Below are 12,787 nucleotides of genomic sequence, written 5' to 3'. Positions count from 1 at the left end.
GCTATATTTCTCATATATGTTGAAGTATTGAATACGGTATATTTACTAGCTCAGGCGCCTTACAGGGGTAGCCGAAGCGTTATTCAATGGAATTTATGCCACTTGAGTTAGGAGGATTGAATATGTCAATAGTGGACAAAGAGACAGCAATCGATTGTTGTCTGCTCGCGGGACGTCTTATGATGGAAGCTGGAGCTGAGACGTACCGTGTAGAAGATACAATGGCACGAATGGCTGAAACACAGCAGTTGTCAGCCACTCATAGTTTCGTTACGCCGACAGGTATTATTTTTTCACCAGGTAGTCCGCATCATACGAAGCTGATTCGGATAAAGGACCGAACGACGGACCTTGAAAAAGTTGCACTCGTTAATGACGTTTCACGTAAGCTATCTGCAAATGAATATACACTTGAAGAAGCGTATACTAAGCTCCAAGAAATCGAAAAAACAAATGTAATGTTTCCGCTTTGGCTACAAATTATCGCAGCAGCTGTCGCTAGTGGATCCTTTCTAATCTTGTACGGCGGTCTTTGGACAGATGTCCCCGCCGCTATCTTTGCGGGAGGTGTTGGATACGTCATAGTGACAAAAATACATGAGTTGACAAGGGTGAAGTTTTTTGCGGAATTCGTTGGCTCATTATTTATAGGGCTTATCGGATTTGCAGCGGTGCAAACTGGACTAGGATTGGAACTCGATAAAATTATCATTGGGTCGGTCATGCCGCTCGTTCCAGGCCTACTCATTACGAATGCAGTGCGCGATCTGATGGCGGGTCATTTTATGTCGGGATTGTCAAAAGGGGCGGAAGCATTTCTGACGGCATTTGCAATCGGAGCTGGCGTAGCACTTGTTTTATCTTTCTGAATGGAAAAGGGGTTTGAGTTTTGACGTGGATTGTACAAGCAATTCTTAGTTTCCTTGCTGCAACAGGGTTTGGAATTATATTTAATGCCCCACGTAGAATGTTGTTTTATTGCGGTTTTGTAGGGATGACGGGTTGGCTTATTTATAGCCTGTTTAATGGAATATCGGGAGATCCTATGCAGGCTTCATTCCTGGGCGCGTTCATGGTTGCACTCGTTGCCCATATTTTTGCTAAGCGTTTTCGTACGCCAATGATCATATTCAGTGTCGCTGGAATCATTCCGCTCGTGCCGGGGGGAATGGCTTATAATGCGATGCGGCATATCGTTGAAAAAGATTATTTAACGGCAATCTCATTTGCATCGGGTGCATTTATGGTATCGGGTGCGATTGCCATGGGACTAGTTTTTGCGGAAGTAATTATTCAGCTTATTTTCCGGTCCGGTATCGGAAGGAAAAGAGTGAAAAAAATATGAAAAACGGAGTATTCTCCTTATGAGAGATACTCCGTTATATTATTTTATATCCTTAAATTGGATGTCGTTAGAGGGTATCGGCATGCCGATATAATGACCTTGTACGGCATCTGCGCCCATTTTTTCGAGAAGCTTGTACTGCTCCTTTGTTTCAACGCCTTCTGCAATGATGTATAATCCCATCGATTTGCAGAAACGTATCATCCCTTCGACGAGTTTCTGCGTTTTTGGCTGTGTCGTCAAGGAGTCAATAAATACCTTATCAATTTTTACTTTCGTAATCGGTAGATGCTGCATATACCTGAATGATGCATAACCAGTACCGAAATCATCTAGTGCGAACTCGACCCCGGCGTCTTGAAGTTCTTTCATCTGAAGGACGATTGAGTTTTCCTCTTCAGCTTGAAAAGCGAATTTCTCAGTTATTTCAAATTGAATGCAACTTGGGGGGCACTTCGTCTTATTAAGGATGTCTATCACTTTGTTTTTCATTTGTGCATTACTGAACTCGCGAACGGAAGTGTTTACTGAAATATCTACATGACGGCCTTGTTCATTCCACCGTGCGGCGAGGGTCGCAGCTTCCTCAAGTACGAAAGCTCCAATATCGTGAATGAGACCGTTCTCTTCCGCGATTGGGATAAGCTCGTCAGGCGTAATAGTGCCAAGATCTTCATCCTCCCACCGAACGAGGGCTTCGTAAAGTGTCACTTCTCCAGACGCAAGATCGAATTGTGGTTGGTAGACTACTTTAAAACTTTGGTGATTTAGGGCAGATAACATTTTTTGGTCGATAATTGCCCGCCGATTTAGCACTTTATGTGAAGCTGCTGAAAGTGAAGAAATCTTACCGCCACCATTATTGATAACATCTTTTGTAGCGGCCAATGCGGCTTTCATAAGATGGTTATAGGTTTTTTGGTCTTCAGGATAGCGGACGACGCCACCGCTAATGGATAACGGAATGGCAATATTATTGATATAAATCGGTTGCTGTTCAAGGAATAGTAGAAAGCCTCGCACATACCAATCACCGAAGGCGGTAAGAACGATAAATTCATTTGCACCGACTCTGGCTATTGGATTATCTTGGAAGTATCGCTTAAGTCTATTTGAAAATGATTTAATAAGTTCTATCTTTGACTCGGATGATTGAAGGTCTTTCAATGTATAATAGTGATCAATGGTTATGAAGACAAATGAGAAACTTTTTGCCTCTTCAATAATTTCTGTCACGGTCGTTTCAAGTTTATAACGACTCATTAGCCCGGTCTCGTAGTCAATGAATGCAATTTGTTGTAGCTGGTCCCGTAACTGTACGTCTTCAGTGATATCCAATTCAAGAAAAGTAACGGAAAACGGTTTATCATGTGACGGCATGCTGGGAATAGCAATCATATTCACGAAATATGGCTTACCCAAACGTGTTATTTTTTCAATCATACCGAACCATGTTTTCCCGGCCGTTATACTTTTCCAGATGGCATGTGCCTGACTTTGACCTTCAACAGTTTCCGGGAACATTTGCCACAAAGTTATTCCGAGCACCCGCCTTGGTGTCCATTTACTTGTTTCCAAAAAGTTTTTGTTTGCGTAAATAATTGAACCTTCACTATTTGCTCGGGTTACCATATAAAATTGTTCAAGACTATTCATTATGTCCGGCAGTTCCGGCACGAATTGTCCATAATCTGGCTTCATATAAATGTCCCCTTCCGGATATGGATGATACTACTATTATAGGGAAGTTCTCGTGTCTGTACATCATGAAAGTGATAAATCATTAATTAATTAGCCATATTAGCAGTTTAATAGTCAAATTAGGAGGTGGAAAGACATGGATAGATTAAAAGGCATTGCCCTAATTGTTTCAGGTGCGGTACTTTGGGGGGCAACGGGTCCTATGATGGAATGGATGTTGCTACACAGTGAGATGTCAGTTTCCTTCATGCTGACAGTTCGCCTCCTACTCGCAGGCTCATTTTTACTAGCTATGCTGAAGATGCAGGGGAAGCGCATCACTCTTCCATGGCGACAAAAAGTATGGGCACGCCAACTTCTTCTTTTCGGAGTATTTGGCATGCTCGGGGTCCAATACACATTTGCCGCGTCCATTAATACGAGTAATGCAGTAATTGCGACATTATTTCAGTTCTTGGCACCGATTTTTATTATCATATTTGTAACAGCGTCACAAAAGACCTGGCCACCGATCGTGCAGGTGCTTGGAATGTTCGTGACATTAGTAGGATTACTCCTCCTATTGACTGACGGATCGTTTGCTGGTTTTGCAATGAGTAAAGTTGCTGTTTTTTGGGGACTTGCGCTTGGTTTTGCCTTCTCGTTTTACACGTTATATCCCGTCCGGCTGATGCAGGAATGGGGGGTTTTGCTATCCATTGGCTGGGGGATGATTATAGGGGGAATAACGCTTTTCGTTTTGAATCCATTGACAGTTGTGACTCACTTGGACTATTTAGCAGATTGGACTATAGCGGGCATGCTCCTCCTCGTCATTATCGTAGGAACCGTTGCCTTTATTTTATTCATGAGTAGCATGAAATACATATCACCAGTGGAAGTGAGCATATTGTCGAGCTTTGAACCACTGACAGCAATGGTTATTTCCGTTATCTGGTTCGGTCAGGTACTTGGCATGTGGCAATTGACAGGGGCGATCATTATGCTTATCGGGGTGACTTGGCTGTCGGTTGCGGGTAGTAGGGCAAAAACATAGAATAGTAGAAGGACCGGTTCCCGTTGGGGGGCCGGTCTATTGTTATTGGTTTCTTAGATATATGCAAAGACCGCGGACTCTTCGTTGTCCGAGTTTGCAATTAGAAAGCCGAAGTTGCAATTAGATTTCGAAGGTTGCAATTAGAGCATCCAAGTTGCAATTAGAAAATTGGAGTTGCAGTTAGGGTGTCCAGGTTGCAATTACAGTTATTAAGGAGAATTCCCTGCTTAGATTGAAGCAAGGACCTTTGAAAAACTGTTAATCATACTTATGAGGAGATCAATTTTAAGATAACCTACAATTCAGTCGAATTGGCTATACACAATTGGGTCGCTGTGTCATAATAAGTTCTATCGAGAAGTAATTCGTGAAACGAAAGAGTTTTTGGGGGTCAAAAAGATGAAAACAGTTTTTTCATATGCCTGGCCATATAAATGGCCAATCGTTATTGCGTTATTTCTTATGTTACTGGAATTATCTGTAGAGCTAATTCAGCCGTTGCTCATCGCTAAAATTATCGACGATGGCATTATGGCTGGAAATGAGGCTGTTATTTGGACGTGGGGAAGCGTGATGATGGCGCTGGCGTTTGTGGCTTTTTTTTCGGGGGTCATTAATTCATTCTTTGCTGCACATGCGGCGCAAAGTTTTGGATTTGATCTACGACAGGCATTGTTTCGTCAAGTACAAGCGTTTACCATGGCGACATTTCTTCGGTTCCCGACATCGGGACTCATCACACGGTTGACGAGTGACGTCACGATGGCTCAAAACGTCCTATTTATGGGACTTCGGATTATGATGCGTGCACCATTACTCGTAATTGGAAGTTTAATTATGGCTTTTTTCGTCAATGTGAAACTAGCATTATTTCTTGTAGTTGGGGCTCCGTTTCTGCTGATCTTTCTTTATTTCATGGCGAAAAAAGGGGTCAGTTATTTTTCGCATGTCCAGCACAGGCTTGACCGAGTAAACCGTGTTATCCAAGAAAATTTACAGGCTGTACGACTTATTAAAGCGTTTTTACGTGGGGCTTATGAAGCGAGTCGCTTCTCAAAAGTATCTGATCTGTTAAGAAAAGATACGGTAAAAGCGATGCGGATGATGGAACTAATCTTGCCAATCCTGTTGTTTGTTATGAACGCCAGTTTGATGGCTGTACTATGGTTCGGAGCTATTGAAGTGCGTGATGGCGGCGCGCAGGTGGGGGAACTAGTAGCGATTGTTAACTATGCAATGCGCATGACAGGTGCGTTCTCGATGTTCTCATTCATCATTGTGGCATTCTCGCGTGCAAAAGCATCTTCTGAACGGATGGAAGAAGTTCTGCTTGCGAATGAAGACTTGGAAATCCATAGTTCGGAAAGTACAGGACTGTTACGCAATGAAGGTGATTTGAAATTCGACAACGTGTCGTTCATATATCCAGGTAAGCTGGAACCGATTTTAGATAACGTGTCATTCCATGTTTCACCGGGAGAAAAGCTCGCCATTATGGGGGCAACAGGGTCTGGAAAATCTACATTACTCAATCTTATTCCACGTATTTTTGAAAAAACACAAGGGAAGATCTATGTTAGTGGAACAGAAGTAGAGGATTGGCCGTTGAAAGATTTGAGGGATACGATTGGACTCGTACCGCAGCAATCGATTTTATTTACAGGGTCGATTTTGGATAACTTATCGTGGGGCGATATGGAGGCGGATGTCGACGAACTGGAAGAGGCGGCTAAAAAAGCACAAATCCATGAATCGATTGATCTGTTCCCGTTAAAGTATGGCACAAGGGTCGGACAGAAAGGCGTCAACTTATCGGGTGGTCAGAAACAACGATTATCCATTGCAAGGGCGCTCGTTCGGAAACCATCTATCTTGATTCTCGATGACAGCACAAGTGCACTTGACGTGAAAACGGAAACGGCGCTATGGGATGCGCTTGAAGGGGAAGAAGCGACGATGCTCGTTGTCACACAGAAAATCCGAACCGCACAAGGGGCTGATAAAATCCTCCTTTTAGATGAAGGACAAGTCGTCGGCTATGGAACACATGACGACTTGATGGAGCAGTCCGCACTGTATCAGAAAATTGCGGAATCCCAATCCGATGAGGAGGTGGCAGCCGATGTTACGCGCAATTCGTAAACCGTTCGGCTACGAGCCGATTCTATCGAAGGAAGATATTAATGGTACTGGGAAGAAGAAAAAAGAACGTGCGAGTAACTGGAAATCAGTTCTTTTCCGGATTTGGCAACTTGTCGATGAACAGCGGGGGCTACTCATTGCTGTGCTCACGCTTGTTTTTGTCAGTTCAGTCCTGGCGCTGCTTGGGCCATTGATGATTGGTAAAATTATTGACCATTATATTATTCCGATGAAGTTCGCGGGTTTAGGCGGCAGTATCGGGTGGCTTATCACTATCTATGTAGGCTTATCACTAGCGATGTATTTTCAAAACTATTGGATGGTTGGCGTCGCACAACAAACCGTTTTTCGTTTACGGACGAGTTTGTTTGCTCATCTTCAAAAGCTGCCAGTCACATTTTTTGATAAACGGCAGCACGGTGAACTGATGAGCCGAATTACCAATGATATTGAAAACGTTAGCCAAACACTGAACTCGTCTTTCATCCAAGTATTTTCGAGCATCTTGACACTAACCGGGACGCTTGGGGTCATGCTTTACTTAAGCCCGTTATTGACACTACTCACGATGATCATTGTTCCAGTGATGTTCGTAGCGATTCGGTGGATTACGCGCCGTACGGGACCTTTATTTAAAGAACAGCAGCAAGCAGTGGGCGAGTTAAACGGCATGATTGAAGAAACGATTTCTGGCCAGCGCATTGTCAAAGCATTCTCGCAGGAAGAACGTGTAATGGAAGAGTTTGCGCAGAAGAGTGAGCGACTTCGACGAACGGGTTTTTGGGCGTTGACCTACTCAGGTTTTATCCCCAAAGTAATGAATCTGTTGAACAACGCGAGTTTTGCGGTTATTGCAGGGGTGGGTGGATTGCTTGCGTTAAGAGGGGACGGTGTTATAACGGTGGGGACAATCGTCATTTTCTCTGAATTTGCACGGCAGTTCACACGTCCACTTAATGATCTTGCAAACCAATTTAACACAGTGCTATCGGCAATAGCTGGAGCAGAGCGAGTCTTTAAGATTATGGATGAACCAGTCGAGAAGGATGAAGCGACGGAATATACGGATATGATCCTCAAGGGGAACGTTGAGTTCCGAGATGTTTCCTTTGGTTATGCAGTCGAAACCGATGGCTATACAATTGACAATTTATCATTTCGTGTGAAGGTGGGGGAAACAGCGGCATTTGTCGGGGCCACGGGCGCAGGGAAGACCACAATTATGCAGTTGCTTGCTAGGTTCTATGAAGTTGATAAAGGAGTAATCTATATCGACGGTATCCCGATTAGCAAGTTGCCGCGGCAAACGCTTCGTAGCCAAACGGCATTTGTCTTGCAAGATCCATTTCTGTTCGAAGCAACAGTCCTTGAAAATATTCGTTATGGAAAACTTGATGCGACAGATGAAGAAGTCATTCAGGCGGCAAAACAGGCCAATGCGCATAGTTTCATTAGTCGGCTGGAAGATGGCTATGAGACTATATTGACGGCAGATGGCGGCGAGATCTCACAAGGGCAGAAGCAGTTGCTGTCAATTGCAAGAGCACTCGTTGCAGATCCAGTACTACTCCTTCTTGATGAAGCCACAAGTAGTATCGATACAGTTACAGAGCTAGAAATCCAAGAAGCACTCGATCGCCTTATGGAAGGCAGAACTAGTTTTGTTATTGCGCATAGACTGAATACCGTACGGAAAGCCGATACCGTTTATGTCATGGAGCAAGGGAAACTGATAGAATCCGGAAGCCAAGAAGAATTGATTGAACAACAAGGTGTATTTTACAACATGTTGCTAGAATCGAAAGTATAGAAAAGCGCAAGCGGCCTGCATAAGGCGTGCCGGCGGAGCGGCGTACTTTGCCGCATATCTGGAACGACTTATGACCCGAGCGTTTGGCCGCTGTAGTCTGGACAGTATAGAAAAGCGCAAGCGCCTGTGTAGCTCGTGAAGGAAAAAGGGAAAGACCCGGAAGCCGCCCTTTGGCTTATGGGTCTTTCATCTTTTCCACAGCGAGCTAGGCGCTGTAGTCTGGACAGTCTAGAAAAGCGGAAGCGGCACAAAATAAGGCTACAAGGACATTATATCCTTGTAGCCTTTTATTATTTTACGTCTTCAATATCGAGCAACGTACCATCGTCAAAATCAACATCAAGGTCAAACTTTGAGTAAGTATCCAAACCATACCATTGGAGAATCTTATCAATCACTTCTTGTTGGGGTGTATCTTTTGTGATACGAATTTCTATAAACATTTTACTAAGCTCATCCATCGCTTTATTATCTTTTAGTTTGATATTCTTCAGTTTATTTTCATAATCTGCATCTGCTTTTTCGGTCACATCGTAATCAGCATCAATTGCATCTTTACCATCGACATCGATTTCAAGATCGAATGACGAAAAACCGAATCCATTACCGGTTTCGATGGATCCGCCAGCTTTCTCATCTTCATTAATAATAATTGCTTCTTCACGGTTTGGCTTATCTGCATTTTTCCCGAAGTTGCCGCATCCGCCCATCAGCAATGCACCTGTAATTACGATTGTACCTACAGCATTCAATTTTCTCAAAATACTCACTGCCTTTCGGATTCATTGTCTTATCTATTATTTTGCCTTAAAATCCACTTTCTAAACAAAATACTTGTACAAATAAGAAAAGCGTAAGCGCAGGAGGGCGTTAAACTAAAGGAAGGTAGTTTAAATTAGTGTTTCCCTGTTGCAGAGAGTGGGGATGTAGTTCAATCCCTACCCACTGCTCCAGGTGAAATACAATTTTACTTTTTTATCGTATAAAAAAACCGGCATTTAAGCCGGCTAGTAAAAGTAATGTATAATGTGCGAATATAATTGTGTTAGTTACCATTTCGCGATATGTTCTTCCGAAGTGCCAAGCATGTTGCGGATTTGTAGGGTGGAGCCGTCATGTAAGCGTACTGTTCCGTTGAAGTAACCGACAACTTGATGGACCTCCGTGCGTACTAACCGGACATTCGTCATGGAAACACGTTCAAAAAAAGGTGTAAATGTTATGTTGACTGTATCTGAAAACTTCGTTCGAATTTTCCAAGGCATCATGAAGTTTTTATTATCATATGTAAATAGAACATCCTCATGAATTTTAGTCATCAAACCATCAACAAACACCGCGTTTTCAGTCATGCCTGTCCCATCCGTCCATTTACCACCGAAATTAAGTCCAATGCGACGACCACCAAGACGCTGAGATGCCATCGCCCAGTTCCATTCTGCTTTTCGCGGCCAGATTCCTCTGCCGTAATCGAGAACAGCAAAACTATAATCTGGATTGAAATCGTACCGTTTGTCCCCGATTTTAACGAACCCGGATGTTGGTAATGAATGATGCTTAGCTGTGAACTGGAAAACGTCCCTGCTCCTAGGTATAACAACATTCAATGATTCATCGTTAATTGGATGACCAATATGGAAATCTGCATGTAGTACTTCATTATCAAAGTCTGGGATTGTCACGGACAGATGGGTTTCGCCTTGAATATGTATGATCTGGACAGTTAGATTATCATTCACGAATTTAACGCCATCCAACACGTTTTCAGGCATCTTCACATTGCGCCCAATTGGAATCGTTATTTGCTTTTCATAAAATCGCTGCGTTTCATAATTTAAAATATAGACAAAGCAGACAGCTGCATAATCAAGATGGCTAATCGTTGCGGAAAATAACAAATCTTCCCCGTACACACACCAATAATTCCACTTCTTCTTCCGCATGAAGTGGTTCTTGAGATTGCTCTGGATGAAAGGCTGACGTGCGAAGCCGATTGCTTCTGGATTCAATAACCCTTTGTTGTCACATAACGCAACGGGTTCGGTAATTTCTCTTTCTGCATGCTGCATATAGACTTCCCCCTGCCTATTGTCTTTTTCAAATCATCTTGCTATACTTCTTATTGTATCAAAGATACGGGGCATTAGCTCAGCTGGGAGAGTGTCACGCTGGCAGTGTGAAGGTCAGGGGTTCGAGCCCCCTATGCTCCATATAGGTTTAGAAGGGTGTCCAGTATAACTGGGCCCTTTTTTTGTTCGAAAATAGTCTTTCGTGCTGCGAGTAGTAAAATGGGAATCCATACATAATTAATCCAACGATAAATACTGTTAGCTCCAAATCTTGTTCTGTGAGAACGAGGTTAGGAGCTAACAGTATTTTTAAAATTCATGATAAAATAAAAATAAACGCACGATTATATCATATTTGCTAACTTTATATATTGAACCACGTCTGTTGATTATCCACTTTCTTACATGAGCTACCTGTAAGAAAAGCATACAGCCTACACTTGTACATTTTCGGCGCGTTTTGGACGAAATAATCACTTTGTTCTTGATTATTGGAACAGAAAAAGTGAAGAGGAGAAAAACGGATGGAATTATTAACGATTATCTTAATGTTGCTAGTCTTATTGCTTGTTACAAACGTTATTGGGAATTACGTGACACTATTACCAACTGCATTAATCCAAATTATTGTGGGGCTTATTTTTGCTTTAGCTGTTAAAGATTTTACAATTGAAGTGGAGACAGAATGGTTTCTTCTACTGTTTATAGCACCACTTTTATACAATGAAGGCGCTCATTTTCCGCGAGAGGAATTATGGAAAATGCGTGCGTCAATTTTTGGGAATGCTATTATTTTAGTACTTCTAACTACGATACTTGGTGGAATATTTGTCCATTGGATGATTCCAGCAATTCCTTTAGCAGCTGCATTTGCGCTCGCAGCAATTCTATCACCGACGGATCCAGTTGCTGTAAATGGCATTGCGAAACGTATTCAAATTCCAACTCATATTATGAATTTAGTGCGTGGGGAATCTTTAATCAATGATGCTTCAGGACTTGTTGCATTTAATTATGCTGTTTTAGCGGTGGTAACCGGTTATTTTTCAGTTCAAAAGGCTACAGGAGACTTCTTATATATGTTTATCGTTGGGGCATTGCTTGGTATCGGGCTTGGACTTTCGATTAATTTGCTTCGCTACGTTCTACGTAGAGGGGGATTTGTCGACGTAGTATTCCATTCGCTATTACAAGTTTTAACGCCATTTATTATTTTCTTTATAGCAGAGGAAATGTTCCATGCATCAGGTGTTATAGCGGTTGTAGCAGCGGGGATTATCCATGCGCTTGTAAGAGAGCGTACAGAAAACTTTAGAGCGCAGGAGCAAGTGTTGACGGATAACCTGTGGTCAATTATCGCATTTGTATTAAACGGTTTAATTTTCTTACTGTTAGGTTTAACACTCCCATCTGCAATGCGTTCATTACTGGAAAATGAACAGATGAGTAATTGGCTGTTGTTAGGGTATGTTCTTGCATTAGGTTTCGTCGTACTCGGTATACGATTTTTGTGGTCGCACACCATTAATCATTTCGATTATTACATTTTGAAAAATGTGACAGAAAAACCATCTCTGAAAACAAGTCTAATTACGAGTTTGGTAGGTGTCCGTGGAACGATTACAATGGTCGGTGTGCTATCGATTCCATTTTTTACATCAACGAACGATTTGTTCCCAGAGCGTTCACTTATTATCTTTTTGGCGGCAGGCGTTATTCTATTGACACTTATTATGGCAACAATATTTCTACCTATCCTAAGTAAGGGGGAAGCGAGCACGCATACGACCAGTTCAGATTTAACGAATGAAAAGCAGCGTATGATCATGGGAGCTATTCAGAAAATCAATTCGGAAAAAACAGAAGAGAATGCTTCGATTGTCTATGAATTATTAAACGACTATACACTCATGTTGCATATGTTGCGGTCGAAAAATAAAAACGAAGAAGAGCTACGAGAATATAACGAGCAGCTGAAGATGGAAAGATTGCATTCTTTAATGTTGGAGCGTCAATATACGGAGGAATATATGAGTGTGCACCAAGTGAAGATGGTTACGTTAAAAAGTATCGAAAAGTCGGTTTCGATTCGTGAAAAGGCGGCAACAAGCGGTGCGAATCACTTTATCCGTCAGCGGTTCTATCAAGTACTGAGAGATTGGAAACGCGGGCGCTTAAGTGACCGAGAATTAGAGCAGGTTCAGGAAATGGAAGATGCGGTGCAAATATTTACGTTTGAGAAAGTACTAGCGGGTTTGGAAGAACGAGCTTCTATTAGTGAACAACCAGAAGTTCTACACAATATGATTTATTATTATAAACGCCTTCTGAATAAAAAGGAATTGCCCCATAAAGTAGAGATGGATCAATCCATTTTAGACGAACAAAAGGAGATTCTATGTTTGAATGCTATTGAAGTGCAGAGAAAAGAGATTTCAGAAATGTTCAAGGACGGTGCAATCAGCACGGTAGAAGCAAAAGAGCTTCGACGTTTTGTAAACTATATGGAAAGTGTAGTTTTATACGAATATGTCGAATAATGTTAGCCGAAGAGTGGTCGTTCAGAATATCCGGATATTACTTCAGGGGATTATTGAAGAGCGTTCATAAGCTGAACTTCACGCTATTAGTATGAAGGTCAGGGGTTCATATATCACTACACTTCATAGGATTACGAAAGCGTT

The 12,787-nt window shown here is 42.3% G+C and carries 9 protein-coding genes and 1 tRNA gene; 7 read left to right on the top strand and 3 right to left on the bottom strand.

Annotated features, from left to right (window positions below):
- Positions 1–122: 122 nt before the first annotated feature.
- On the top strand, positions 123–869 hold the full coding sequence (locus tag MKX62_RS05530) for a threonine/serine exporter family protein (protein WP_340741001.1): 747 nt from the start codon (positions 123–125) through the stop codon (positions 867–869).
- A gap of 20 nt (positions 870–889) precedes the next feature.
- Positions 890–1,345, top strand: coding sequence for a threonine/serine exporter family protein (locus MKX62_RS05525; RefSeq protein ID WP_067213354.1), 456 nt, complete (start codon positions 890–892; stop codon positions 1,343–1,345).
- Positions 1,346–1,384: 39 nt separating this feature from the next.
- Here MKX62_RS05525 and MKX62_RS05520 read toward each other — a convergent pair whose 3' ends face one another.
- Positions 1,385–3,046: a sensor domain-containing protein gene (locus tag MKX62_RS05520; protein WP_067213351.1), complete on the bottom strand. Its 1,662-nt coding sequence runs from the start codon at positions 3,044–3,046 to the stop codon at positions 1,385–1,387.
- A 136-nt stretch (positions 3,047–3,182) separates the two neighbouring features.
- Between MKX62_RS05520 and MKX62_RS05515 the strand changes: the two genes are divergently transcribed.
- From MKX62_RS05515 to MKX62_RS05505, 3 genes are all read left to right on the top strand, one after another.
- Entirely contained in the window at positions 3,183–4,082 is a 900-nt protein-coding gene (locus tag MKX62_RS05515; protein ID WP_187046057.1) for a DMT family transporter, read from the top strand.
- A 399-nt stretch (positions 4,083–4,481) separates the two neighbouring features.
- Complete coding sequence (locus MKX62_RS05510) at positions 4,482–6,224, top strand: ABC transporter ATP-binding protein (RefSeq protein WP_340741000.1); 1,743 nt, start codon at positions 4,482–4,484, stop codon at positions 6,222–6,224.
- Entirely contained in the window at positions 6,205–8,034 is a 1,830-nt protein-coding gene (locus tag MKX62_RS05505; protein ID WP_338654892.1) for an ABC transporter ATP-binding protein, read from the top strand. The genes MKX62_RS05510 and MKX62_RS05505 overlap by 20 nt, the downstream gene beginning before the upstream one ends.
- A gap of 290 nt (positions 8,035–8,324) precedes the next feature.
- Here MKX62_RS05505 and MKX62_RS05500 read toward each other — a convergent pair whose 3' ends face one another.
- Both MKX62_RS05500 and MKX62_RS05495 read right to left on the bottom strand, forming a co-directional pair.
- A complete protein-coding gene (locus MKX62_RS05500; protein WP_067213334.1) occupies positions 8,325–8,795 on the bottom strand; it encodes a YusW family protein in 471 nt (156 codons plus the stop codon).
- A 288-nt stretch (positions 8,796–9,083) separates the two neighbouring features.
- Positions 9,084–10,103 carry a DUF2804 domain-containing protein gene (locus tag MKX62_RS05495; protein WP_067213330.1) on the bottom strand — a complete coding sequence of 340 codons (1,020 nt, stop codon included), beginning with the start codon at positions 10,101–10,103 and terminating at the stop codon, positions 9,084–9,086.
- A gap of 68 nt (positions 10,104–10,171) precedes the next feature.
- Here MKX62_RS05495 and MKX62_RS05490 point away from each other — a divergent pair.
- Positions 10,172–10,244: transfer RNA gene (locus MKX62_RS05490), tRNA-Ala, on the top strand.
- A 383-nt stretch (positions 10,245–10,627) separates the two neighbouring features.
- Positions 10,628–12,643, top strand: a complete 2,016-nt coding sequence (locus tag MKX62_RS05485; protein ID WP_187046038.1) for a Na+/H+ antiporter — start codon at positions 10,628–10,630, stop codon at positions 12,641–12,643.
- The last annotated feature ends 144 nt before the right edge of the window (positions 12,644–12,787 follow it).

It is taken from the genome of Sporosarcina sp. FSL K6-5500 (assembly GCF_038005665.1).
Lineage (GTDB): Bacteria > Bacillota > Bacilli > Bacillales_A > Planococcaceae > Sporosarcina > Sporosarcina psychrophila.
The sequence above is the reverse complement of the archived record's forward strand: the minus strand, read 5'-3'. Positions and strand labels throughout refer to the sequence as shown.

What these genes read in the sequence shown, in the direction of transcription:
- MKX62_RS05530 (WP_340741001.1), top strand. Translation starts at nt 123, where the DNA reads ATGTCAATAGTGGACAAAGAGACAGCAATCGATTGTTGTCTGCTCGCG.
- MKX62_RS05520 (WP_067213351.1), bottom strand. Translation starts at nt 3,046, where the DNA reads ATGAAGCCAGATTATGGACAATTCGTGCCGGAACTGCCGGACATAATG.
- MKX62_RS05515 (WP_187046057.1), top strand. Translation starts at nt 3,183, where the DNA reads ATGGATAGATTAAAAGGCATTGCCCTAATTGTTTCAGGTGCGGTACTT.
- MKX62_RS05510 (WP_340741000.1), top strand. Translation starts at nt 4,482, where the DNA reads ATGAAAACAGTTTTTTCATATGCCTGGCCATATAAATGGCCAATCGTT.
- MKX62_RS05505 (WP_338654892.1), top strand. Translation starts at nt 6,205, where the DNA reads ATGTTACGCGCAATTCGTAAACCGTTCGGCTACGAGCCGATTCTATCG.
- MKX62_RS05495 (WP_067213330.1), bottom strand. Translation starts at nt 10,103, where the DNA reads ATGCAGCATGCAGAAAGAGAAATTACCGAACCCGTTGCGTTATGTGAC.
- MKX62_RS05485 (WP_187046038.1), top strand. Translation starts at nt 10,628, where the DNA reads ATGGAATTATTAACGATTATCTTAATGTTGCTAGTCTTATTGCTTGTT.